This is a genomic window from Sulfitobacter sp. CW3, assembly GCF_019392245.1.
Classification (GTDB): domain Bacteria; phylum Pseudomonadota; class Alphaproteobacteria; order Rhodobacterales; family Rhodobacteraceae; genus Sulfitobacter.
The window spans coordinates 378,339-402,406 of record NZ_JAHXRL010000004.1 but is presented as its reverse complement, the minus strand read 5'-3'; the positions used below and the strand labels follow the sequence as shown (position 1 = coordinate 402,406).

At 57.1% G+C, this 24,068-nt stretch carries 27 protein-coding genes; 16 read left to right on the top strand and 11 right to left on the bottom strand.

The features are described 5' to 3' along the window. Window positions 1-5 precede the first annotated feature (5 nt). Window positions 6-596, top strand: coding sequence for a glutathione S-transferase family protein (locus KZZ06_RS12020; RefSeq protein WP_219580283.1), 591 nt, complete (start codon window positions 6-8; stop codon window positions 594-596). On the opposite strand, the gene KZZ06_RS12015 is transcribed toward KZZ06_RS12020, so the two are convergent. The 3 genes from KZZ06_RS12015 to KZZ06_RS12005 form a co-directional block, all read right to left on the bottom strand. Then, on the bottom strand, window positions 593-1,792 hold the full coding sequence (locus KZZ06_RS12015) for a TIGR03862 family flavoprotein (RefSeq protein ID WP_219580282.1): 1,200 nt from the start codon (window positions 1,790-1,792) through the stop codon (window positions 593-595). The genes KZZ06_RS12020 and KZZ06_RS12015 overlap by 4 nt on opposite strands. 192 nt (window positions 1,793-1,984) lie before the next feature. Then, the gene (locus tag KZZ06_RS12010; protein WP_219580281.1) at window positions 1,985-2,617 is read right to left on the bottom strand and encodes an enoyl-CoA hydratase/isomerase family protein; all 633 of its coding nucleotides are present in this window, start codon (window positions 2,615-2,617) and stop codon (window positions 1,985-1,987) included. Next, on the bottom strand, window positions 2,614-3,363 hold the full coding sequence (locus tag KZZ06_RS12005) for an SDR family oxidoreductase (RefSeq protein ID WP_219580280.1): 750 nt from the start codon (window positions 3,361-3,363) through the stop codon (window positions 2,614-2,616). The genes KZZ06_RS12010 and KZZ06_RS12005 overlap by 4 nt, the downstream gene beginning before the upstream one ends. Before the next feature lie 206 nt (window positions 3,364-3,569). Between KZZ06_RS12005 and KZZ06_RS12000 the strand changes: the two genes are divergently transcribed. From KZZ06_RS12000 to lpxK, 6 genes are all read left to right on the top strand, one after another. Further along, window positions 3,570-5,111 carry a DUF2125 domain-containing protein gene (locus tag KZZ06_RS12000; RefSeq protein WP_257884322.1) on the top strand — a complete coding sequence of 514 codons (1,542 nt, stop codon included), beginning with the start codon at window positions 3,570-3,572 and terminating at the stop codon, window positions 5,109-5,111. Between the two features lie 88 nt (window positions 5,112-5,199). Next, window positions 5,200-6,546, top strand: coding sequence for a TldD/PmbA family protein (locus tag KZZ06_RS11995; RefSeq protein ID WP_219580279.1), 1,347 nt, complete (start codon window positions 5,200-5,202; stop codon window positions 6,544-6,546). Then, a complete protein-coding gene (locus KZZ06_RS11990) occupies window positions 6,533-7,312 on the top strand; it encodes a 3'(2'),5'-bisphosphate nucleotidase CysQ (protein WP_219580278.1) in 780 nt (259 codons plus the stop codon). Before KZZ06_RS11995 ends, KZZ06_RS11990 begins: the two co-directional genes overlap by 14 nt. 54 nt (window positions 7,313-7,366) lie before the next feature. Then, window positions 7,367-7,609: a DUF4170 domain-containing protein gene (locus KZZ06_RS11985; RefSeq protein WP_037228020.1), complete on the top strand. Its 243-nt coding sequence runs from the start codon at window positions 7,367-7,369 to the stop codon at window positions 7,607-7,609. 7 nt (window positions 7,610-7,616) lie between these two features. Beyond that, a complete protein-coding gene (locus KZZ06_RS11980; protein WP_219580277.1) occupies window positions 7,617-8,846 on the top strand; it encodes a 3-deoxy-D-manno-octulosonic acid transferase in 1,230 nt (409 codons plus the stop codon). Continuing rightward, complete coding sequence (gene lpxK / locus KZZ06_RS11975) at window positions 8,843-9,835, top strand: tetraacyldisaccharide 4'-kinase (protein ID WP_219580276.1); 993 nt, start codon at window positions 8,843-8,845, stop codon at window positions 9,833-9,835. The genes KZZ06_RS11980 and lpxK overlap by 4 nt, the downstream gene beginning before the upstream one ends. A 60-nt stretch (window positions 9,836-9,895) precedes the next feature. Here the strand turns inward: lpxK and KZZ06_RS11970 are convergent, their stop codons facing one another. Genes KZZ06_RS11970 through KZZ06_RS11960 form a run of 3 tightly spaced genes read right to left on the bottom strand, consistent with a single transcriptional unit; the run spans window position 9,896 to window position 12,220 of the window. Beyond that, window positions 9,896-11,014: a CaiB/BaiF CoA-transferase family protein gene (locus KZZ06_RS11970; RefSeq protein WP_219580275.1), complete on the bottom strand. Its 1,119-nt coding sequence runs from the start codon at window positions 11,012-11,014 to the stop codon at window positions 9,896-9,898. After that, window positions 11,014-11,697, bottom strand: a complete 684-nt coding sequence (locus tag KZZ06_RS11965) for a DsbA family protein (protein WP_219580274.1) — start codon at window positions 11,695-11,697, stop codon at window positions 11,014-11,016. The genes KZZ06_RS11970 and KZZ06_RS11965 overlap by 1 nt, the downstream gene beginning before the upstream one ends. A gap of 13 nt (window positions 11,698-11,710) precedes the next feature. Continuing rightward, window positions 11,711-12,220, bottom strand: a complete 510-nt coding sequence (locus KZZ06_RS11960) for a DUF721 domain-containing protein (RefSeq protein ID WP_219580273.1) — start codon at window positions 12,218-12,220, stop codon at window positions 11,711-11,713. Window positions 12,221-12,326: 106 nt separating this feature from the next. Here KZZ06_RS11960 and mutY point away from each other — a divergent pair, with 106 nt between their 5' ends. From mutY to KZZ06_RS11945, 3 genes are all read left to right on the top strand, one after another. Continuing rightward, window positions 12,327-13,391: an A/G-specific adenine glycosylase gene (gene mutY / locus KZZ06_RS11955; RefSeq protein WP_219580272.1), complete on the top strand. Its 1,065-nt coding sequence runs from the start codon at window positions 12,327-12,329 to the stop codon at window positions 13,389-13,391. Between the two features lie 74 nt (window positions 13,392-13,465). Then, window positions 13,466-14,617: an alkane 1-monooxygenase gene (locus KZZ06_RS11950; protein WP_219580271.1), complete on the top strand. Its 1,152-nt coding sequence runs from the start codon at window positions 13,466-13,468 to the stop codon at window positions 14,615-14,617. A gap of 60 nt (window positions 14,618-14,677) precedes the next feature. Then, window positions 14,678-15,115 carry a response regulator gene (locus KZZ06_RS11945; protein ID WP_219580270.1) on the top strand — a complete coding sequence of 146 codons (438 nt, stop codon included), beginning with the start codon at window positions 14,678-14,680 and terminating at the stop codon, window positions 15,113-15,115. A gap of 129 nt (window positions 15,116-15,244) precedes the next feature. Here KZZ06_RS11945 and KZZ06_RS11940 read toward each other — a convergent pair whose 3' ends face one another. From KZZ06_RS11940 to KZZ06_RS11930, 3 genes are all read right to left on the bottom strand, one after another. Then, window positions 15,245-16,345, bottom strand: a complete 1,101-nt coding sequence (locus KZZ06_RS11940; protein WP_219580269.1) for a site-specific DNA-methyltransferase — start codon at window positions 16,343-16,345, stop codon at window positions 15,245-15,247. Window positions 16,346-16,446: 101 nt separating this feature from the next. After that, the gene (locus tag KZZ06_RS11935) at window positions 16,447-17,064 is read right to left on the bottom strand and encodes a ribonuclease HII (RefSeq protein ID WP_219580268.1); all 618 of its coding nucleotides are present in this window, start codon (window positions 17,062-17,064) and stop codon (window positions 16,447-16,449) included. A 176-nt stretch (window positions 17,065-17,240) separates the two neighbouring features. After that, window positions 17,241-17,747, bottom strand: a complete 507-nt coding sequence (locus tag KZZ06_RS11930) for a hypothetical protein (RefSeq protein ID WP_219580267.1) — start codon at window positions 17,745-17,747, stop codon at window positions 17,241-17,243. Between the two features lie 186 nt (window positions 17,748-17,933). On the opposite strand from KZZ06_RS11930, the gene KZZ06_RS11925 reads away from it, so the two are divergent. The 5 genes from KZZ06_RS11925 (at window position 17,934) to KZZ06_RS11905 (ending at window position 22,078) form a co-directional block, all read left to right on the top strand. Next, the gene (locus tag KZZ06_RS11925; RefSeq protein ID WP_219580266.1) at window positions 17,934-18,227 is read left to right on the top strand and encodes a hypothetical protein; all 294 of its coding nucleotides are present in this window, start codon (window positions 17,934-17,936) and stop codon (window positions 18,225-18,227) included. Beyond that, the gene (locus KZZ06_RS11920) at window positions 18,199-18,903 is read left to right on the top strand and encodes a hypothetical protein (RefSeq protein ID WP_219580265.1); all 705 of its coding nucleotides are present in this window, start codon (window positions 18,199-18,201) and stop codon (window positions 18,901-18,903) included. The genes KZZ06_RS11925 and KZZ06_RS11920 overlap by 29 nt, the downstream gene beginning before the upstream one ends. Before the next feature lie 127 nt (window positions 18,904-19,030). Beyond that, the gene (locus KZZ06_RS11915) at window positions 19,031-19,807 is read left to right on the top strand and encodes an aldolase/citrate lyase family protein (protein WP_219580264.1); all 777 of its coding nucleotides are present in this window, start codon (window positions 19,031-19,033) and stop codon (window positions 19,805-19,807) included. Continuing rightward, window positions 19,804-20,979, top strand: coding sequence for an MFS transporter (locus KZZ06_RS11910; protein WP_219580263.1), 1,176 nt, complete (start codon window positions 19,804-19,806; stop codon window positions 20,977-20,979). Before KZZ06_RS11915 ends, KZZ06_RS11910 begins: the two co-directional genes overlap by 4 nt. A 76-nt stretch (window positions 20,980-21,055) precedes the next feature. Next, window positions 21,056-22,078, top strand: a complete 1,023-nt coding sequence (locus KZZ06_RS11905; RefSeq protein ID WP_219580261.1) for an aspartate-semialdehyde dehydrogenase — start codon at window positions 21,056-21,058, stop codon at window positions 22,076-22,078. Window positions 22,079-22,184: 106 nt separating this feature from the next. Here KZZ06_RS11905 and KZZ06_RS11900 read toward each other — a convergent pair whose 3' ends face one another. Both KZZ06_RS11900 and KZZ06_RS11895 read right to left on the bottom strand, forming a co-directional pair. Continuing rightward, window positions 22,185-22,781, bottom strand: coding sequence for a hypothetical protein (locus tag KZZ06_RS11900; RefSeq protein WP_219580260.1), 597 nt, complete (start codon window positions 22,779-22,781; stop codon window positions 22,185-22,187). 74 nt (window positions 22,782-22,855) lie between these two features. After that, window positions 22,856-23,506 carry a carbonic anhydrase gene (locus tag KZZ06_RS11895; protein WP_219580259.1) on the bottom strand — a complete coding sequence of 217 codons (651 nt, stop codon included), beginning with the start codon at window positions 23,504-23,506 and terminating at the stop codon, window positions 22,856-22,858. A gap of 147 nt (window positions 23,507-23,653) precedes the next feature. On the opposite strand from KZZ06_RS11895, the gene KZZ06_RS11890 reads away from it, so the two are divergent. Beyond that, window positions 23,654-24,031: a hypothetical protein gene (locus KZZ06_RS11890; protein ID WP_257884320.1), complete on the top strand. Its 378-nt coding sequence runs from the start codon at window positions 23,654-23,656 to the stop codon at window positions 24,029-24,031. Window positions 24,032-24,068: the final 37 nt, after the last annotated feature.

Below are 24,068 nucleotides of genomic sequence, written 5' to 3'. Positions count from 1 at the left end.
CGTAAATGTACAAAGTCATCGGAGCCACCAAATCCCGCGCGATGCGCGTCATGTGGATGTTAGAAGAACTGGGTCAACCCTACGAGCAGGTCGTCTGCGGCCCAGGGTCGGACGAGGCGAAGAAATACAATCCGTCCGGGAAAATCCCCGCATTGGTCGATGGCGATGACGATCTGACGGATTCCGTGGCGATCATGCAGTATCTGGCCGACAAGCACGGCCAACTGACAGCCCCAGCAGGTACGCCCGCACGCGCCCGCCAAGATGCCATGACCTTGTGGCTGATTGATGAAATGGACGCGATCCTGTGGGCCGCGGCCAAACACAGCTTTGTCTTCCCGGAAGAGCACCGCGTTCCCGAAATCAAGCCCAGCCTGAAAGCCGAATTCGCACGCTCGGCCAAGGTATTGTCAGACAAAATTGACGGACCATTCTTAATGGGTGACACGATCACCGTGCCCGATCTGCTGGCCACCCATTGCATCAACTGGTCCATCGGCGCGGGGTTCGACCGCGTGGATGATAAACTGGGTGCCTGGGCGAAATCGATGCGCGACCGCCCCGCGTTCAAAGCGGCCGCAACCAAAGAAGGCTAGTCCTTTTGCGCCCAAGCGGCGGCATGTTGCCCCGCCCATCGGCCTGTCGCAAGGCAGGCCGAAATCAGATAGCCGCCTGTCGGGGCCTCCCAATCCAGCATCTCGCCAGCGACGAAAACACCGGGCCGGCCACGCAGCATAAGCGTGTCATCCACGGCATCGAATTTCACCCCGCCCGCCGTCGAAATCGCCTGATCCATCGGGCGCAAACCCTCGTGTTTGACCGGTAGCGCCTTGAGCAGTCTGGCCAGTTTCTTGCTATCCTGTGGCAAAGGCCGCGCCATTTCCTGCAATACAGCGATCTTGACCGGCTCAAGCTTCAGCGCTTTGCGCATGAAGTTTGCCGTGCTCATCTTGCCGCGCGGCTGGTCCAGCTTTGCCGTCAATGCCTCGACCGTTTGATCGGGCAAAAGGTCCAGCATCAAGGGGTGCCCCTCGCGCACGCCGCGCGACACAGTATAGACGCCGCCGCCCTCAAACCCGTGACGCGAGATCATCGCCTCGCCCCGTGAACGGTAGGTACCCGACTTAAGCGCGATTCCCTTGAGGGCCGTACCGAAATGCGCCGCCATATGTGATGACCATTCCATCGCAATGCCAGCGTTTGCGGGCGCAAAGGGGGTGAACGGCGTATCGCTGGCCAGAACCTTGGCCCATTCACCGGTTGACCCAAGCCGTGCCCAGCTGGCCCCGCCCATCGCCAAAACAGTCACATCGGGCTGCAACATCTGGGTGCCTTCCGGTGTGTCGAAAACCAGCTTGTCGTCGTCCCAGCCGGTCCAGCGCCAACGCGTGTTCATCTGAACACCGGCCTGTGACAGGCGCACAAGCCAGGCCCGCAACAGCGGCGATGCCTTCATCACGGTTGGGAAAACGCGGCCCGTTGAACCTGTGAACACCTCTTGCCCCAGCCCGGTGCCCCATGCCTGCACAGCGTCCCCGTCAAACGCTGATATGATCGGCGCAAGCGGGTCTTTGGCATTCGTGAAAGCGTTCATAAACGTATCATGGGGTTCGACCTTGGTCAGGTTCAGCCCGGATTTCCCCGCCATCAGAAATTTACGTCCAACCGACGGTTTGTGATCGCAAACAGTGACCGACATCCCCGCCTCTGACAGCATTTCGGCGGCCATCAGCCCCGCAGGACCCGCGCCAATTACGACAGCCTGCTTTTGTGTCTGTGCTACAGTGGTCATAAAGATACCTTTGCGGAAAATACGAACCTAAGGACTTGCCTTAACCCGAGTGAAAGCTGATTGCACGATGATGCTGATGAATGACCCCCACCGGGAGAACACCGATGCGACTTTTCTTCATTCTGACGACCTTGGCCGCCCTAACTGCATGTGGCGTGCCCTTCGTACCGTTTATCTAAGGGACGAACGGCCCTAGCCGTCTAACAATCCGGGCTGTGCTGCGCACATTGCTTTGATGCCCGCCGCAATCTCGGGTGTCGCCGCAATAGTGTCAGCGGCGATCTGATGCGCCGTCTCTAGCAGGGCTTCGGGTTCGACAATGCGGTCGACCAGCCCAAACAACAACGCATCCTCTGCGGTGATCTTTTGGCCACCCATCAAGATCAGCTTGGTCCGGGCAGGCCCGATCAAAGCAGCCATGCGACCAGGATCACTGGGTTGCGGCAAAAACCCCAGCTTCATCACCGGATAGAAGAACTTGGCCGTGGGCACTGCAATGCGCAGATCACTGGCCAGCGCCATCCCCATCGCCCCGCCAGCAAGCGTGCCGTTCATCGCGCAGATACTAAGCCCCGGCAGCGCCGCAATGGCCCCCGACAGCCGTTCCCAAATGTCGGATACGGCAAGACCCGCGCGGGCTTCGTCCAGATCGGCACCTGCGCTAAAAACCTTGCCTTGGCCGGTCAGGATCACAGCGCGTGCCGCCTGTGCATCCTCCATAAACTCGGCCAATGACACCAGCATGTCATGCGTCAGGGAATTGGCCTTTTCGGGCCGGTTCAGGGTTGCCGTCCAGATGTCACCCTCGCGGGTATAATCGATCATATCAGCCCGATCTCTTTGCGCAGGCTCTCGTCACGCAGGGATATTTCCTCGCCGCAGAACCGATCTGCTGCGGGGCTGCACATCCAAAGCAGCGCGCGGGCAGGCCAATCGGCGGGAATGTGGTCTTCCCATGCCAGTTCACTGACCGGATTGATGCCGCTTGCCTTGATCTCGCGTTGCATTTGGGTGGCGACGGTGCCGGGTGACAAACCAATGACGCGAATGCCATTGGCGCTTTCCTCAAGATGGGCGGATCTGCCCAGCATATTCACCGCAGCTTTGGACGCGCAATAAGCGCTCCATGCCTCGATCGCGTTATGCGCGGCACCGGAACTTACGGTCAAAATCGTCCCGCCACCGGCGTCTTTCATCACGGGCAACGCGGCGCGCATCCCGTTATAAACACCCTTGAGGTTGATATCGATGGCCAGCCCCCATTGGTCAGGGTCGGAATCTGCCAAATGCGTGATCGGATCGATGACACCGGCATTGTTGATCAGCACATCCAGACGACCAAACTCTTGCATCGTTTTATCAACCGCTGACGCCATTTCCCCAAAGCGGGCAACGTTGCAGGGGATCGCGATGGCCTGATGGCCGATCTCGCCTGCCAGATCAGCGATGGCATCTTGGGATCGCGCCAACAGCACCACATTCGCCCCTGCTTTGGCGAAACTGCGTGCAGCTTCTGCCCCGATACCGCGGCTTGCGCCCGTGATCATCACTGTCTTGCCTGTCATTTCCATGTCAATTCTCCCAAGTTTCAGCGTTTTATGGCTCGTAAATTTACCAATCAAATGTATTTAGTCGATACTTAGCACCTGCATAAACCGATACCAGCCCAAAGCCCAACCTTGGCCAAAAACTGCTTTGCCTTGTATGGTGGCCAATGCCAATTATCTATTAGGCGTAGACGAACCGGCACCGGTACGCATTCGACAAAGGAATTTTAATGATGATCCGAGTTCACACCATTTTGGGCTGTTCAGCTCTTGCCCTTTTGTCGACGGCGCAGATCGTAGCGGCAGATATCACCCCCAAGGACGTATGGCAGGATTGGCGCAGCCATATGCAGGGCACGGGCTACCTGCTGACGGCGAACGAAAGCATGGCAGGTAACAGGCTGACGGTCAGCGACCTGCGGCTGGAACCGGTCACCAAGGACGAACAGGGGCAAATGTCCCTGTCCCTTGGCAGCATCAGCTTTGAACAGAATGACGACGGTAGTGTCGCCGTACTGCTGCCCTCCGTGATGCCCTTCTCGTTTACCACGACCCCGACAACGATGGATGCGGAGCCCGTCAATATGACGTTGACCATCACCCAGTCGGGCCAAGCGATGACAGTCAGTGGCACGCCCACCAATATGACCAGCATCTATACCGCCGGAACTGTCGGGCTGAGCATTGATCAGATGACAGTGGGGGATGAAACGCTGGACGCTGACACGATCCAGATGACCATGGCGATGCAGGATGTTCAAAGCAGAACAGAAAGCACATTGGGCGCAATGCGCGATTACGCGCAAACTGCGACGATCGGTTCCATCATCTATGACCTGAAATTCAAGAACCCTAATGAACCCGCGACCGCTATGGCCCAAGGCACGTCGGCCGACCTCAGCTTTAAGTCCAACGGTCTTTTGCCGCTGGCGCTGGCACAGGTCAGCGATATGACGGGGCTGTTGCGTGCGGGAATGGACGTTGCAGGCACCATGACTGCAGGCAACAGCACCATGACCGTAGATATTGAAGACCCAAATAGCGGGAATATGGCCATCGCGATGGCCGCCGAAAGCGGCACGCTTACCTTTGAAACCAGCGCCGAGGGGATCAGCTATGCTGGCACCCGCGAAGGCATGACCGTTTCGGTGCAGCCGGCGGAATTCCCGTTCCTGCTGTCCTTTGCCATGGAAAATGCCTCCTTTAACCTAAGCGCGCCAGCGATGAAGTCAGACACACCGCAACATTTTGCCTTGGGTCTGAACCTGACCGATTTCACCATGTCGGATATGGTCTGGGGCATGCTAAATCCCCAAGGCACCTTGCCGCGTGACCCGGCCTCTGTTGCGCTGGATATGACGGGAACGGCGACGATGCTGTCCGATTATCTGGACATGCAGAATGCAGGCCAAATGGCTGGCACCATGGAGATGCCCGCCCTACCGGAAAGCGTTAAGCTGAATTCGCTGATCGTTGATGCGCTTGGCGCGCGACTGACAGGCTTTGGTGCTGCGACCTTTGAAAACGCAGGCCCCACCGCACAAGATAGCACGCCGAAACCCACAGGGGCTGTTAACCTCAAACTGGTTGGCGGGAATACCCTGTTGAATACGCTGGTCGATTCCGGGTTGTTGCCCGCGCAAACCGCGATGGGCGCGCGTATGGTGATGGCGATGTTTGCGATACCCGGCGACGGGGATGACACGCTTGAAACCAAAATCGAATTCACCCGGTCCGGCGCAATTCTGGCGAATGGCCAACGGATTAAATAGGCCGCTCTGTCTTTGCCCCGCAGCCCGGTCCCTTGCAGACAGGGACCGGGGCCGATAGCTACCCTGTGAAAGCTCAAGGAATATCCAAATGTCGCAATCCATTGATGCGCTGACCAAAGCGCTCTTGCATGCAGCCAAAAACGCTGGTGCCGATAGTGCTGACGCCATGGCCGTACGCGGCACATCGGTTAGTGTCGACGTGCGCGGCGGCGCATTGGAGCAGGCTGAACGGGCCGAAGGGGTAGACATCGGCCTGCGTGTTTTCGTGGGCAAGCGGTCGGCCAATGTGTCCGCGTCCGACACATCCACTCGCACAATCGAGGAAATGGCCACCCGCGCCGTCGCCATGGCGAAAGAAGCGCCAGAAGACCCCTATTCCGGTTTGGCCGATCCTGATCAACTATCCACAAGCTGGGACATCGACGCGTTAGAGCTGTCCGACCCGACCCCCGAACCATCGCCACAGACGTTGCAAGATGACGCAGCGCGGGCCGAAGCCGCAGGTCTAGGCGTCAAAGGGATTTCGCAAATACAATCCGCCAGCGCGGCCTATGGCGAACAACAGGTGTACCTAGCCGCCAGCAACGGTTTTGAGGGGGGATACACCCGCACGGATCGGGGGCTGTCTTGTGTCGCGATTGCGGGCAGTGGCACCGCGATGGAACGTGATTATGATGGCGACAGCCGCATTTTTCAGGCCGATCTACGCAGCCCCGAAGACATCGGCACCTTGGCCGCGCAACGCACACTAGAACGGATGGATGCGCGCAAACCGCCAACAGGTGCCTATCCGGTTTTGTTTGACGAACGTATTTCCTCGACACTGATCGGGCACCTTCTGGCCGCTGTCAGCGGGTCGGCAATTTCGCGCGGTGCGTCGTGGCTGCGGGATGCGATGGGCGAACAGGTGTTGCCTGACGGCCTTTCGATTATCGAAGACCCCCATCGCCCCCGCACATCCGGATCACGCCCCTTTGACGGCGAAGGCCTGCCCACAAATCGGCGCGTCATCGTTGAAAACGGGACATTAAAAGGCTGGACGCTTGATCTGGCAACGGCACGCAAGCTGGAAATGGCCCCGACAGGCAACGCCGCACGCGGCCCCGGATCAAACCCCAGCCCCGCTGTGTGGAACATCGAACTGACCCAAGGCGATGCGACACGGGACGACCTGATCAAACAGATGGGAACCGGCTTGCTGGTTACCTCGATGATTGGGTCCACGATCAACCCGAATACCGGCGATTATTCGCGCGGTGCGTCCGGCCTGTGGATCGAAAATGGCGAAATCACCCATGCGATCAACGAATGCACCATCGCAGGCAATTTGCGCGACATGTTGGGCAGCATTATCCCCGCAAACGACGCACGCACGCATCTGAGCCGCGTTGTGCCGTCGCTTCTGGTTCCGGGAATGACCCTTGCCGGTGCATGATCTTGGCCTTTTGATCGACTGCGCCCGCAAGGCTGGCCAGATTGCCACGTCCTTTGCGGGGCAAACAGCGAAACGCTGGGACAAGCCGGGCGATGCCGGCCCGGTCACCGAGGCCGATCTGGCCGTGAATGCAATGTTGCATGAAACCCTGACGGCAGCACGCCCCGATTATGGCTGGCTGTCCGAGGAAAGCGAAGATGGCGCAGGGCGGCTGGATCAATCCCACGTCTTTATTGTGGACCCGATAGACGGCACGCGCAGCTTTATCGAGGGCGCCGATACGTGGTCGCATTCCCTTGCCATCGCGCGGGACGGCGAAATCACCGCCGCTGTGGTGTTTCTGCCAATGCTCGATAGGCTTTATGCCGCCTCATTGGGCGGTGGTGCCACGCTGAACGATCAAACGATCATCGCGTCTGGGACCAAAGGCCTTGAGAACGCGACCATACTTGCCACGAAACCCGTCATGGAAAAGCAGCATTGGATCGCCGGCGATCCCGGCTTTAAACGTGCGCATCGACCGTCATTGGCCTACCGGCTGGGGCTTGTGGGGCAAGGGCGGTTTGATGGCATGGTGACATTGCGCCAAAGCTGGGAATGGGACATCGCCGCCGGGGCTTTGATCGTAACCGAGGCGGGCGGGCACTGCACCGACAAATCCGGGGCATCTTTACGTTTTAACAACCCTGATCCGCGACTAAATGGCGTATTGGCGGCCGGTGCGTCGATCCATGCGGATTTGCTTGCTAGCCTTGCCCAGACGTGACCCATTGCCTTAGATAACGGCATCGGCATTCATCCGAGAACAAAGGACTGCACTATGACCCAACGCCTACACCTCGTCTTTGGCGGAGAACTGGTTTCGCCAACCGGAACAGCGTTTAAAAATGTAGATGACATTCACGTGGTCGGCATTTTCCCGAATTACGCCAGCGCCTATGATGCCTGGAAGAACGAGGCGCAGCGCACCGTAGATAATGCCCATATGCGGTACTTTATCGCGCATCTGCATCGTTTGCGCGACGAAGAAGCCGCTGCATCCTCGACCGAAGAACTGGGTTAAGCCACACATGGCGCGGTCGCTAGGGCTGACAGCGTATCGCGCCTATTCGGGGCGGGGTTCCCCATCGCCGTTCACCCCTGTGGCCGAACGCCCGGAGGATGAACTGGTGTGGTGCCACGCGCCCGAACCCGGCAGCTTGCTGGCCATTCAAGACCTTGCCACGCGCCTGTGTCGCAGCCGTTCAGGACTGCGCGTGTTGATCACCCTGCCGAAAGACGATGCCGGAGCCAAACGCCCGGCATCTACACATGCTGATGTGATCATTGACGATCTGCCTGACGATCACCCCACGTCCGTGGCTGCATTCATGGATCACTGGAAACCCAATGCATGTATCTGGGCCTGGGGAAAACTGCGTCCGAACCTGATTTTGGCGGCGGCCCAGCGGCACTGTCCATTGTTTTTGATCGATGCGGACAGCGGCGGGTTTGACGGGCGCCGCGACAGATGGATGGGCGATCTTACCTTCGATTTACTGTCGCATTTCTCGGCTATTTTCGCGCGGTCCGACGCTGGCTTTACACGGCTGGTCCGTCTCGGCCTTTCGCGTGATCACATCGAAATGACCTCTGCGCTTCAACCAGGCGGGCAGGCGCTTCCTTGCATCGATTCTGACATGGCGGATCTGTCTGCCACCTTGGTCGGGCGGCCCGTCTGGTTTGCCAATCAGATCCTAGAAGACGAGCTTTCCACCGTTCTGAGGGCACATCGTCAGGCGTTGCGGTTATCCCACCGGTTGCTGTTGATTGTGATGCCCGCCGACCCTCGGCAGGCCGACAGTTTTGCCAAGACCATGACCGATCAGGAATTCCGCGTTTTCAGGTGGGGGGATCAGGGATACCCGGACAGCTCGACGCAAATTATGCTGGCAGATGATCCGGCTGAAATCGGGCTGTTCTATCGTCTGGCACCGGTGTCTTTTCTGGGCAGCTCCCTACACAGCGGTCCCGGCGGCTGTGACCCGTTCGAGGCCGCAGCCCTTGGATCAGCGGTTCTTTATGGTCCAAAGGTGCGGCGGTTTTTACCCTCCTACACCCGTCTTGCAGCGGAAGGGGCAGCCCGGATTGTGAACGACGCAACGGCCCTTGGGACTGCCGTCAGCCGTTTGATCGCGCCGGATCAAGCGGCGGTCATGGCCCACGCAGGATGGGACGTGATCAGCCGGGGCGCGGCCCTGACGGACAAGGTGATTGATCTGGTCCAAGAAACCCTTGACCAGCAAGAGGCCCACAGATGAAGCGCGCACCGTCATTTTGGCATCTGCCCAAACCCGACTGGCGCGCGCGCCTGTTGCAGCCTCTTGGCGCGTTATACGCCAAAGCCACGGCGCGGCGTCTGGCAAATGGATCGCCCGTGCAGCTGGATATTCCTGTGGTTTGCGTTGGTAACATCAATGCAGGTGGCACGGGCAAGACCCCGACCGTGATTGCGGTGGTCGAACATCTACGAAATATTTACCACACCCCGCATGTGGTTTCCCGCGGGTACGGGGGCACCGAAAAAGGGCCGCTTTTGGTTGATCCGTCAAAACATTCTGCAGCGCAGGTCGGGGATGAACCGCTGCTGCTGGCAGCCTTTGCGGATGTCTGGGTTTCGCAGGACCGCGCTGCAGGGGCCCGTGCAGCAGCGGCTGCAGGGGCAAGCGTTGTTGTGCTGGATGACGGCTTTCAGAATCCGGCACTAAAGCAGGATCTAAGCATCGTTGTGGTGGATGCGGCCAAGGGGTTTGGCAACGGGCTTTGCCTGCCAGCCGGCCCCCTGCGCGAACCTGTGCAAACGGGGTTGGCAAGGGCAGACGTGCTGCTTTCCATTGGTACGCCAACGGATCAGGCAACGTTTGAAGGCACCCCGCTTCCCGCCGGTCTGCCGCATGTGCAGGCGGAACTCGCGCCGTTGCAAACCGGCATGGACTGGTCTGATACACGGGCGTTGGCCTTTGCCGGAATTGGCCACCCGGAGAAGTTTTTTGCCACCCTGCGCGCGCTTGGTGCTGACATTGTCCACGCCGAGGCACTGGATGATCACCAGCCGCTGACACGCGCGCTGATGACACGCTTGGAAGCAGATGCCGCTGTTAGGGGCGCGCAATTGGTGACCACGGAAAAAGACGCCGTTCGCCTGCCGGCGGCATTCAGGATGAAGGTGATCACCCTGCCGGTGCGGTTGAAGATGGCCGACGATAACGCCATCATCCAAGCCTTGAACGCACTTCCCAAGCCCACGTAGGGAGCCGGAATTTTCAAAAAATTCCGACCCGTTTTATTTCAAAGAAAACGCCCGCGCGGCCTAGCCAATATCATCTTCACCTAGCTTGGGTGCCGCGCGATGCAGCGCCAGTTCGGCCCCTGAAAACACGAAGGGGGATCTGATGCCCGGCACGCCGTCCAGTTCGACTTTCATGCCACGTGCGATGACCTGAGGATCGTTGAACATATCCTCCATGTCGTTGATCGGCCCGGCAGGCACGCCTTTTTCCTCGCAGGCGGCCAGCAGATCATCGCGGGTACGCTGGCGCGTCGCATCATTCAACCGGCGGATCATCTCGGGGCGGTTCGCCACGCGATCGGCATTCTTGGCGTAATCCGGGGCGACGGCCATGTCATCCAGCCCAAGCATGCGGCACAGACGTTGGAACTGACCATCATTACCCGTCGCGATAATCAGATGACCATCTGAGGATTCGAACACTTCGTAGGGTGTCAGGTTGGGGTGCGCGTTGCCCATGCGATGCGGGGCCTTGCCCGTGGTCAGATAGTTCATCGCCTGATTGCCCGTGACGGCCACAGCGCAGTCCAGCAATGCCATATCGATATGCTGGCCAACGCCGGTTTGGCTGCGCTGATGAACGGCGGCAAGGATCGCGGTCGTCGCGTAGATACCCGTGAAAATATCCGTGATCGCCATGCCGTGTTTTTGGGGCTGGCCGTCCGCTTCTCCGGTGATCGACATCAGGCCGGACATCCCCTGGATGATAAAGTCATAGCCCGCGCGATGCGCATAGGGGCCGTCTTGGCCGAAGCCAGTGATCGAACAATAGATAAGCTTGGGGAATTGTTCGGACAGGCTGGCGTAGTCCATGCCATATTTTGCCAATCCGCCGGTTTTGAAATTCTCGATCAGAATATCAGCATCGGCCAAAAGCTCTTTCATTTTGGCCTGACCCTCGTCTGTGGTCAGGTCAACGACAACCGAGGCCTTGCCCCGGTTGGCCGAATGAAAATAGGACGCCGATTTATCATCGCCCCGTTCAATAAAGGGAGGACCCCACTGCCGGGTGTCATCGCCCGCAGGGCTTTCCACTTTGATGACTTCGCAGCCAAGATCCGAGAGTGTCTGACCGGCCCAAGGGCCTGCCAGAATGCGCGCCAGCTCAATTACCTTGAGCCCTTCGAGTGGGGCCGCCATCAGTCAGCCAAGGCTGCGTCGATGATTTCCTTCATCTCGGCATAGGGCATGTTCGAATATTTTTTGCCGTTGATGATAAAGCTTGGCGTGCTGGTAATATCGTCGGTCTTTTGGTTCTCTTCCCACCAGGCGACCAGCGTTTGTGCTTTTTCGCCGTCCTGCAAACAGGCCTCGAGCGTATCGTTTTCGATCCCTGCAAGGCGGCCAATTTTACGCAGCTCTTCCACGATTGCGGCAGGTTCACCCGCGCGGACCCATTCGGACTGACCCTTGTAGATCAGATCGGCAATGCCGTGGAATTTTTCCTGACCACCGCAACGCGCCACCATGGATGCCCACAAACCGTAACGGTCAAAATATACTTCGCGGTAGGTAAAGCCGATTTTATTGGTATCGATATAATCAGCCTTCAATTGCTTGTACGCGCCTTGGTCGAAAGCGGCACAATGCGGGCAGGTGAACGACGCGTATTCGACGATCTGCACAGCAGACTCTGGATTGCCGAGGCTCATTTCCTGAATCGTTGATGTATCCACATCGGCTGCTTCTGCTGACTGTGCATTTGCGGCCCCCGCAATGGGGTTAAGCTGGGTACTGTTCGTCGCGTCTGTACCGCTAAATACGAACCAGCCGCCCACGGCGACGGCAGCCACAGCCGCAAGAATAGGGAAAGTGCGTTTCATCTGATTTCCTTTGTCAGCGTTTTGTCTTGTTCAATATGTTCTCGCCCAGACGTGCAAGGGCATCGCGCAGGCTTTCGTCGCCCATTGCGCCAACCGCTTCGGTCGCGCGCTGGCGAATGATCGGGTCATCCAGTTGTTCTTTGCGGGTTTTGGGCTTTGCCTCGAATGCAACTTGTCCTTCGGCAAATCCTGTCGCCGCCGTTTGCGTGACCCGCACGCGGGCGATCGCGTTATAGCCGTAGACCGCGTTCACCTTGGCGCGCAGTTGTTCCTTTTGCATTTCCAGCATCGGCGCGTTCGACCCTGTCGTAAGCAAAGTCAGCGTCGCGCCCATACCAGCGCGCCCATAGCTCACCTCGACCGGTCTCGAGATCGACGAGACATCCTCGCCCACGATCTCGGCCCATTGGGTCAATAAACGCGATTGCGCGAATCCACGGGTTTCGCTGGCCTGACGGATCTTGGCCGAAAGCAGGCTATCTGTGCGTTTAAACCCTTTTGTACTGGAACGCCGCGGCGGCATGACTATCTTTCTTTCGTGAATAACGGCTAACACTATAGCGATGTGCCACAACATAACGATACTGCGCCGCATCGCCAGCCCATCCCCACCGCAAAGGCCATAAAGATTGCGTGACACTAACGAAACAAGCGACCTACCGCACATCTTGCTGAAGTGGTACGATGTTCATGCCCGCACAATGCCGTGGCGTGTCGCTCCGGCGGACCGGAAAGCAGGCCAGCACCCCGATCCCTATCGCATATGGTTAAGCGAGGTGATGCTCCAGCAAACCACTGTGGCCACAGTACGCGACTATTTTCAGCGATTTATCGCGCGTTGGCCCACGGTCGCTGATCTGGCTGCCGCACAAGATGCAGATGTCATGGGGGAATGGGCCGGGTTGGGCTATTATGCACGTGCGCGAAACTTGCTGAAATGCGCCCGCGCTGTGGTTGCCGATCATGGCGGACAGTTCCCCGCCGATCACGCCCAGCTGCTTAAGCTGCCCGGCATTGGCCCCTACACCGCAGCCGCCATTTCATCGATTGCGTTTGATCTGCCCCACGCGGTTCTTGATGGCAACGTAGAGCGCGTGCTGGCCCGTATTTACGATATTCACACGCCGCTGCCCGCAGCCAAGCCCGAACTGATGGACCACGCCATCGCCCTGACCCCAACAGACCGTCCCGGCGACTATGCACAAGCGGTGATGGATTTGGGGGCCACCATCTGCACCCCGAAATCCCCCGCTTGCGGCATATGCCCGTGGCGCGCCCCTTGTCTTGCGCGGCAACGTGGCACTGCGCCCGAACTGCCGAAAAAGACCCCGAAAAAACCCAAACCCATCCGCCACGGCACCGTGTATTTAACCCGGCGTTATGATGGCGCATGGTTGCTGGAAACCCGCCCCGACAAGGGGCTGCTGGGTGGTATGCTGGGGTGGCCCGGTTCCGACTGGATCGACGCCGGCGAGGACCGACCCCAAGGCACGCCACCCGCCGCCGCCGATTGGCAGACCGTGCCCGGCGAGGTGCGCCACACCTTTACCCATTTCCATCTGATGCTGACCGTCATGTATGCCGCAAACCCGCAAGACATCTTGCATCCCGATGCCCAATTCATCGCACCCGATCAATTCCGCCCGTCCGACCTGCCCACGGTCATGCGCAAGGCATTTGATTTAATCCGGTAGCGGCAGCAAGCCACAGTGACAGTGCATGATCAAATACGTTATGATGAGACAGTGATTTTAAAGGCTACACCAGCATGACCACAAAGATCCCCGACATCAGCCCCCAGCAGTTGGCTCATATCAAACGCGCCGTGCCGTTTGCGTTGTCCTTTCTGCTGGTGCCCTTGGTGTGGATCACCGCCTTTATCGGCGGCTGGACTGTTGTGCTTTTGCCAATTGTTACGTGGTATTTGTTTTCAATAATCGACAGTTTTCTGGGGCTGAACCTAGATAACGCCGACCCCGAAGCAACGGATGACGATCTTTTTTGGTATCGCATGATCACGCTGCTTTGGATGCCCGCGCAATTTCTGACGCTGTTCGGGCTGCTTTGGTATGTGCCACAGGCCGACCATTTAGGCGGCTGGGAGAAATTCTTTGTGTTTTTTGGGGTCGGTGTGATGACCGGAACCATTGGCATAAATTACGCCCATGAATTGATGCATCAAAAGAACAAGATCGAACGGTTTTGGGCCGATGCGCTTTTGGCGATGGTTCTATATTCGCATTTCCGGTCTGAACATTTGCTAGTGCACCACCGCTATGTGGCCACGCCCCGTGATCCCGTAACGGCGCATTATAGCGAAGGATTTTATCGGTTTTTCCCACGCGTATTGCGCCAAAGTTTGCGGTCCTCATTTCGCGCTGAAAAGGCGATGTTGGCCCGCAAAGACCGCCTTTGGACCGACCGGCGCAACCCGTTTTTCAGATACTGGGCGTTGCAAGCAACGTTCCTATTTCTGGCGATCCTATTGGGCGGCTGGGTCGGTCTACTGTTGTTCTTGGTACAGGCCGGCACCGCGATCTGGCAGCTTGAGTTGGTGAATTACGTTGAACATTATGGCCTGACCCGCAAACATCTAGGCGACGGCAAATATGAACACGTGCACCCGCGTCATTCGTGGAATGCGGCCCACCGCGCCTCGAACTGGCTGCTGATCAATTTGCAGCGTCATTCGGACCACCATTACAAACCTGATCGCCGGTTTCCGGTGCTGCAAAATTACGGCCAAGAGGCTGCGCCACAATTGCCCTATGGGTATCCGGTGATGACCGTCATGGCGATGATGCCTCGGGTCTGGCGACGGGTGATGAACCCGCGCGTTCGTAAGTGGCGCGAAATGTATTACCCCGAAATCACGGACTGGACGAACTACAACAAAGGGACGACCCCCTACCCGCGTTGACGCCTTTTTAATCTGCGTCTGCCATAGCTGAAACCATTCTGGGTCATGGTGGGGGTTTTCATGCCACGTCAGCAAAACGCACAATTCATCGAACGCACAAAGGTGCCGCCTGCCTGCTTGATCATCGAAGACAGCACATTCGATCAAATCAAAATGACCCGTATGATCAACAAAAACATATCGGGCACGCAGATCTATGTGGCAACGACGCTGCGAGAGGCGCGGCAGACATTGGCAAAATACCCGATATCGGTGATCTTGCTCGACAATCACTTGCCCGATGGCCTTGGCGCGGATTTCGCCGTCGAACTGGCAGAGCTCAAGATTTTCTCGCATATCGCTGTGGTCATGGTCAGCGATTGGCCGACCCCCTTTATGTGGGCCAAGGCGGCGACAGCTGGCGTTCTGCATGTCGTGAACAAGTCAGAGTTCGGCCAACAATATGTGCTGGATGCCTTCAAACATGCCCAGAAAAAGACAAAACCGCGTCTGCACTAGGGTGCCGCACAACGAAAAAGACCCCGCCAAACAGGCGGGGCCAAGGTGAGTGCTCCCTGAGGCGTGCATTCATACAGAAGGACGCGGGGCACCGGCGGTGTTCATAAAACTTGTGTGAAAAGGCGTGGCCTAGTTGGCCATTTCCGCCCTGATTTGCTGGCGCAAGATATCGATCGGCACGCGTTTGCCGTCTTTCTTGTAGCACCAGTATGTCCATCCATTACAGCTGGGTGCCTTCTCATAGGCGGCCCCCACTTGGTGAATGGATCCTTTGACCTCGTTACCGATCAACGTGCCATCAGCACGAACCTTGGCCGAATAACGACCATTCAACGAATATAGCTCTTCGCCCGGGCGCAGCATGCCGCGTTCAACCAACTGGCCAAACGGCACACGCGGCTCGGCCCGCTTGGATGTTGTGGTCTGCAACGCTTCTTTGTCGAACTTGCGAACAGACTTGATGCGCTTTTCAGCAACCTTACGGTACGCTTCTTCACGCTCGATCCCGATGAAATCACGGCCCAGCATCTTGGCGACAGCACCGGTGGTACCCGTGCCAAAAAACGGATCCAGAACAACGTCGCCCGGGTTGGTCGAACCCACCAAGATACGGTGCAGCAGGCTTTCGGGTTTTTGCGTTGGATGTGCTTTGTCACCGGCGTCGTCTTTCAGACGCTCATGGCCATTACAGATCGGCAAAACCCAATCGCTGCGCATCTGGATGCCTTCGTTCAGCGCTTTCAACGCCTCATAGTTAAACGTGTATTTCGCGTTCTCGTCTTTCCCCGCCCAGATCATCGTCTCGTGCGCATTGGTAAAGCGTTTGCCGCGAAAGTTCGGCATCGGGTTGGATTTGCGCCAAACAACGTCATTCAAGATCCAGTACCCTTGGTCTTGCAACGCAGCACCGACACGGAAGATGTTATGATAGCTGCCGATAACCCAGATTGCGCCATTCGGCTTTAGCAACCGGCGTGCGGCCTTAAGCCAGGCGCGGGTGAATTCATCATATACTGCAAAGCTCGCAAACTGGTCCCATGCGTCATCGACGGCATCAACCTTCGAGTTGTCAGGGCGATGCAAATCACCCCGCAATTGCAGGTTATACGGCGGGTCCGCAAAGATCAGATCGACTGATCCCTCGGGCAGCGCATTCATCGCATCAATGCAATCGCCCGCAATAATTGTATTCAAGGGAAGTGCCTCAGCACCCTTTGTCATCGTCTTCATAATATCTGCCTCTGCCCCGGCACATTGTGTGCTCTTGGTTAAGACTAAGATGCCCTGACAGATGATTCGTGGTCAATTTCTTTTTTGAATCAACTAGTTAGTTATTTTCCTTGATACAACATATTGTGTACGGGCTTGAACAAACGTCTATGGTGTGGGGTTACCCCAAGATTTCGAAGCGCCTCTATGTGTCTTTTTGACCCGTATCCCATGTTGGTTTCCCATCCATAGCCCGGGTGCTGTTGCGCCAATGACAACATGACATGATCCCGACATATTTTCGCCATGATTGACGCCGCCGAAATCGATTGAGACCGCGCATCCCCTTTGATGATGGTCTGCGCTTTGATCTTCAGGTCGCGCGGCAGCATATTGCCATCAACCAGTGCAAAGTCAGCGGGCTGTTTCAGCCCATCCAACGCACGCACCATCGCAAGATGGCTGGCCCGTAAAATATTCAGCTCTTCAATTTCCGCGACCGATGCATGGGCAATGCTCACATCAGCGACTTGCATGATCTCCTCATACAAACGCTCCCGCGCCTTTTTGCTCAGCTTCTTTGAATCGTTCAATCCATCGGGGATACGGGACGGGTCCAATACAACAGCTGCCGCGGTCACGGGCCCGGCCAATGGCCCGCGGCCAACTTCGTCTACTCCTGCAACGCGCATATATCCGCGCGTATAGGCGTCACTCTCGAATTCAAAATCTGGTCCCATCCCGCCCTGAAACCCCAGACGTCACCGATTCTCAACCCCTAGGTCTTCTCTGGCTCAACAATATCCTCGCCGAAGGCGCACATCCGCGCCACGGACTAACGTTAAAAAGGGAGAAGTGCCCGAACACCTCTCCCTTCAATCCGGATGAACTCAAGGTTCCCCGGCTTTAGCGCGGGTTACCCCCGCGCCAAACTGTATCCAGCACCGCGCAGACACCGGGCATCATAGCCACTGCGGGTGCCTTGGAACGTTCTGATCGTCTGCGCACAATGCTGCGGCAACCGGTTCGCATGACGGAAATTCTTCTGCAGACAGCGGCTGCCAAACATCACCACCTGACCGCGACGGGTGTCATAGCTTCGAAAACAGCTTTGCGGCAAAAGCTTGCTGTCTTGCCGCTGGTGGCGTTTCTGCTCGCGGTACTTCTGCGGCAACGGCCGTGGTTGTACCCTATCGCGCGTTACGACGTGGCCGCGGTTTACGTGACCTTGATTGGCATGCTCACGATTTTGACGGTCTTTGTTATTGTCGTGAATAATCTTGCCGACAATTGCCACGCCCAACACGCCCGCCGCTATTCGCGCCAAATCACGGTTTCGATCCCCTGCCGCGGCTGATGTCGCACTTAAACCGGTGATCGCGATTGAAAGCGCGGCGATGGTTGCAATAAATTTATGGTACATGGTCTGATCCTTTCAAAACGGGCACGGGTCCAGACCCATGCAAAGCCAAAACTGTTTTCGGCCTCTGGGGTCAAATTGGGCTCTCCTCCATCAGACAGGCAATAACAGCCCGATGTTATCGGATATCAACGCGCCCAGCCCCGATGGATATTGAATACCCAAGCATAAAAGCGCACAGTTTCAGGCATGAAACACACGCTATATACCTTGGTGATAACCGCCGCCCTTAGCTTGGCCGCTTTGCCGGTTCAGGCTGCCGGGTGCTATGCGGATTATAAGGCGAAACAGGAAAACCCGCTGCGGCTCCACTACGGCGTCGCGCAAATCACGGGGGAGTGCAGCATAAACTCTGCCCACGCCCAACTGTCACAACGCCTCGCGGCCAACGGCTGGACATTGCTAAACATCGTCTCGGTGTTTGGCGATGATGGACTAACCCAAAGGAAAGACAGTGCCGGACCAAACTTCCTCCGCTTCTGAGATGCGCCGCGCCGGTGGCCGGTTTGTCGGCGGTGGAATTGCCGCCGTTACGCTGATTTTGCTGATCGGTGCAGGGCTGCTACTCTGGGCCCTGCCCGATGCCAATGCGTTTAATGCGCAGGTCGAACGCATCTTTGTCGAAAACGATGACCTGACAACCCAAGCCGAAATCAAGTTGCTCGAAATCCTCGCGCAATCCGGCACCGCATTTTCCGAGACACTGGCCAGCTACCGCATTGTCATCATCGTCTTGCTCGTGTTCGCCACAGCAATGCTCATCGCCGCCCTCGTTTTTCTGATCATGCTCGTCGGCTTCAACCGCCGTATGGCCCAAATCGAACGCGTCGGTATCCAAGTAAACTCCCTGCTCATCAGCCGCGAGGAAAACACCGTCTATCTTAACAACCTCGGCTTCAAGCTGACAGCCGCCGCGATGGAAACCATGTCCGTCCTTGCCGAAGCGCGCATGGACGATGATGTTCTGTCAGGGTCAGAAATCGAAGGCGTCATCTCAGGCCGCAACGCTTCAGACTGTGACGAAGCAGCAGGTGCCACGCGGATCAAGCGGTTGCGCGACACACTTGGCAATCAGATTGTATCGGAACTGCTGGTTAAAAACATCGCCCGCCGAGGCTATATGCTGGCCATCGACAAGGACGTGATCAAGGTTCTCTGACCTTTTCATTTTGCCAACTAAACTCCGGGGGAGCCGCCAAATGGCGGCGGGGGCAGCGCCCCCACTGGACAGTGGTCAATTCATCACCCTAGTGTGCGTTTGAATTACATTGCCAAGGAACACGCCCATGCCAGCCCCTCATAATCCGTTCAAGCAAGCGCTCGAAAACGGCAAAACGGTTTTCGGCTGTTGGCTGGGCCTTGCCGACCCGTATAGCGCCGAACTGATGGGGACAGCGGGCTTTGATTGGCTTGTGATCGACGGCGAACATTCCCCCAACGATTTGCGCTCAATTCTCGCCCAGCTACAAGTTCTCGAAGCGTCGTCCAGCCATCCTGTTGTCCGCGTCCCGATTGGCGAAACCTACTTGATCAAACAAATCCTTGATGCAGGCGCGCAGACCATTTTGGTCCCCATGGTTGATAATGCCGACCAAGCCAGACAGCTCGTGCGTGACGTTACCTATCCGCCCCATGGCAACCGTGGTGTCGGCTATGCCTTGTCCCGCGCGGCACAGTTTTCAAAGATCGCCGATTACGGGCTGACCGCAGACGAACAGATTTGCCTTTTGGTGCAGGTAGAAAGCCGCAAAGGTCTTGAGAACCTTGATGAAATCCTCGCAGTTGACGGGATCGACGGCGTGTTCATCGGCCCCGCCGATCTTGCCGCCGATATGGGGCATATGGGCAATGCAACACATCCTGATGTGATGGCCGCAATTATGGGGGCCATTGCCAAGATTGATGCCTCGGGCAAAGCTGCCGGCATCCTATCGACCCAAGACGACATGACCCATGCCGCGATCAAGGCAGGCGCGCGCTTTGTCGCTGTTGGGGCTGATATCCTGATCCTTAGCCACGCAGCGCAGTCCTTGGCCACAAAATGGAATGATACACTCAAATGACACGCGGCATCGCCCTGCTGGGCTTGGGCTATATCCTTAGCCAGTTTTTTCGCGCCTTTCTGGCTGTCCTTAGCCCTGCGCTCAGGTCCGATATCGGTGCCGGGCCAGAGGACCTCGCCTTTGCGTCGGGGCTGTGGTTCTTTGCTTTCGCCGCCATGCAACTGCCCGTCGGGTGGGCGCTGGATACCGTCGGGCCGCGCCGGACGGCCGCAGCGCTTTTGTTGATCGGCGGCGGCGGTGGTGCTGCTGTGTTTGCTTTGGCGACGGTACCCCTGCACATCCACATTGCAATGGTTTTGATCGGGATCGGCTGTGCGCCTGTCTTGATGGCGTCTTACTATATCTTTGCCCGTGAATATCCGCCCGCCCGTTTCGTGGTTCTGGCGTCTGTCATGGTCGGCGTAGGGACCTGCGGCAACCTTGTGGCGTCCTATCCCATGGCCATTGCCGCGGAAACAATCGGCTGGCGCGCGTCGTTGTGGGCGCTTTGCGCCATCACCAGCCTGACAGCCTTCGGCATTTGGGCGGTGGTGAACGACCCGGCCACCCCCGAAGGCGAAGCGCGCGGCAGCCTTTTGGCGGTTTTCAAGATCAAAGCGTTGTGGTTCATTTTTCCGATTATGGCCGTCAGCTATGCCCAAGTGGGCGCGCTGCGGGGCCTTTGGATCGGTCCCTATTTCGAAGACGTGTTTGGCGCGGATGCGCATCAAATCGGTTTGGCGACGTTGTTAATGGGGGCGGCCATGGTTGCCGGTACATTCGCCTACGGCCCGCTTGACCGCATGGTGGGCAGCACGAAATGGGTCGTCGTCGCAGGCACCACCCTGAACCTATTGGCCTTGTTGGGACTGATCTTTTTCCCAGCAAGCGGTGTGATACTGGCAACGTTCCTGATGGCCGCTATCGGCTTTTTCGGCGCAACCTATGCTGTGATCATCTCGCACGGGCGCAGCTTTCTACCGCCTCAGCTTATCGGGCGGGGCATGACCTTGTTGAATCTGTGCAGCATCGGCGGCGTGGGCGTGGCGCAGTTTTTATCAGGTCGCGCCTTTGGTGCCAGTCAACCTGCAATCACCGCGCAGGCACCGTATGTCGTGATTTTCACCTTGTTCGCCGGGATGATGGCCGCAGGGTTGTTTGTCTATCTGTTTTCGCGTGACACAACCCATTAACGCGCACCCCCTTTCCCCGCCCCGCCAAGCGGTATAAGACGCGCGCACCATCACATTTTAGTATTGGAGTTTTAAGATGGGTTATCGCGTCGTCATCGCGGGTGCCACTGGTAATGTGGGCCGTGAAATGCTGAACATTCTGGCCGAGCGCCACTTCCCTGTGGATGAGATCGTGGCACTTGCCTCGCGCAAATCTATGGGATCCGAAGTCAGCTTTGGCGATAAGACACTCAAGACGAAAGACCTTGATACGTTCGATTTCACGGGCTGGGACATGGCGTTGTTCGCCGTAGGGTCCGAGGCGACCAAGAAATACGCACCCAAGGCCGCCAAGGCTGGTTGCGTGGTCATCGATAACTCGTCGCTGTACCGCTATGATGCGGATATTCCGTTGATCGTCCCCGAGGTAAACCCGCAGGCAATCCACGGGTATTCCAAGAAAAACATCATCGCGAACCCGAATTGTTCGACTGCTCAGATGGTTGTTGCCCTCAAGCCGCTGCATGATCGTGCCACGATCAAGCGCGTTGTCGTGTCGACCTATCAGTCGGTGTCCGGTGCGGGCAAAGACGGTATGGACGAGCTGTGGGATCAGACAAAATCGATCTACAACCCGACCGATGACAAGCCTGCGCGCAAGTTCACCAAGCAGATTGCATTCAACGTGATCCCGCATATCGACGTCTTTATGGACAGCGGCGATACGAAAGAAGAATGGAAGATGATGGTCGAGACGAAGAAAATCGTCGACCCCAAAATCAAAGTCACCGCGACTTGCGTCCGTGTCCCTGTCTTCGTCGGCCACGCCGAATCGATCAACATCGAATTCGAAGACCACCTGGACGAAAACGAGGCCCGCGACATCCTGCGCGAAGCCCCCGGCGTCATGGTGATCGACAAGCGTGAAGACGGTGGATACGTGACCCCCGTTGAATGTGCCGGCGATTTCGCGACGTTCATCAGCCGCATCCGTCAGGACAGCACAATCGACAACGGCATTAACCTGTGGTGCGTTAGCGACAACCTGCGCAAGGGCGCTGCGTTGAACGCCGTGCAGATCGCAGAACTGCTGGGCCGTGAAGTGCTGAAAAAAGGCTAAGCGCCTAGGTTATTTGACAATCAAGGGCTCGCGTATTTCGCGGGCCCTTTTGCATTTTGCGAAACACAGGGCGGGGTTATCGGCCGCCTCAGCAAGCCCGCCAGCCCTAGGCCGCTTGTTGAGCGATTTCGTCTGTGGCGAAGTCGAACCAAAGTTCACCCTGTCTGTATTCGCCTTTGATAAGATGCCCAGGTCGGTGCACTTCGGGAAAATCATCCGCCCAGTCACGGAAACGGTCATTCGTCAGGATAACGGCACCCATGTCGCGTGCGGCATTCAAGATGTATGGGTCTGCGGGCGTCCCTTTTGGCACAACCATCACGTTTTCCAGTGGTAAGTTCAGCAGCCGGCTCATCGCCTTGTCATCACGATACTCACCAGAAAAAAGATAGCCCGCATTTGCGTCAAACATGACGCCCAGATGAAAGCCCTGCTTTTTCAGATGATTAACAACGTCCTGCACGCATTCGACACGCGGCGTGCCGTCGCGCCAATACATCACGTTAGACCCGTCAATCACGATTAACCTGCCCGCCGATGCGGCCTGCCTCGTGCGCCATTTCCGCGTTTCGCTAAACAAAATGACGATGCTTGCAACGGCGCAGGGCCCCGCGATCAGAATAGCATCCGACCAAACGGGGGAAGACATCGACAAAACGACGCCACCCAAAGAGACGAGAAGCAATACAACGGATACAATCATAACGCGAGAAAACCACCCCGCGCGTTCATGGGCAAGTACAAATAAATGTACTGCCCATTTTCCGCCGATCGCAGTTATACGGGCAAGAACACTTCCTTGTCCGCGCTATAACACTCAAGCCCGCCTTCGCCGATGTCCGTCCACAATCCGTGCACCGTCAGCTTGCCGTCTTTGACCTTTTCCGCAATCCACGGAAAGGTCATCAGGTTCTCAAGTGACGTCATAACGGCGTGTTTCTCAAGCTGGCGTACCTGTTCCGCACGGTCCTCGATGTCAGCGACAATCTCATATTTCGGGCGAAGGATATCCATCCAACGGCCGACAAAGCTGCTTTTTTCATCCAGTTGCGGGGCTTTGCCCTGACACATATCGATGCAGCCCTGCACGCCGCCGCAGTTGGAATGCCCCAATACGATCAGGTGCGCGACCTTGAGCGATTGCACAGCATATTCCACCGCCGCAGAGGTCCCGTGCTGCTGGCCATCGGGGCTGAACGCCGGCACCAGGTTCGCAATATTGCGGTGAATAAAGAATTCGCCCTGATCCGCGCCGAAAATCGACGTGACGTGAACGCGGCTGTCACAGCAGGAAATTACCATCGCGCGCGGATGTTGTCCGTCGCTGGCAAGACGCCGATACCACGCTTGGTTTTCGGCATAAGTGGTTGCTTTCCAACCATGATATCTTTGCACTAGATAAGATGGCAGTGGTTTCGCGTCATCCATAATATAGCTCAATCCTTTTAGGTCTCGCCGTAACTACACTGAATTTGCATCGTATTCGAGCAAAAAGGCGCTTTGACCTCAACGATTTGAACACGACTTACCACATATACAAGACCGGTCGTGGGGACATTTTTACGGGGTGATGAAATGCAAGTTCTGCAAATGCGACCGACCGAACAGGTCTGTGTCGACCAAGAACGGTTAGGTACGCTTTACAAGCAACTGGGCGCAACTGACGCTGAAGACGTGGTTTGCCGCGCGATGGAGGAGCTGGCTTTGCGAATCTCGCATTGTGACCGACTGTACCGCACGTCCGATTGGCTGGAACTGCGCAAAAACAGTCGATCCTTGATCGCCATTGCCGAACAGGTTGGTTTGCAAAAACTTGCAGCCGTCGCGCATGATGTCATGCAATCGGTCGACCAGAATGACGAAGTCGCAATTGCCGCGACCCTGACACGGCTTGTCCGCGTGGGGGAACGTTCATTGACCGCCATTTGGGATACGCAGGACATGTCAATCTGACGGGCTTGCGGCTGGCTGGGATACCACTAGGCTGCTG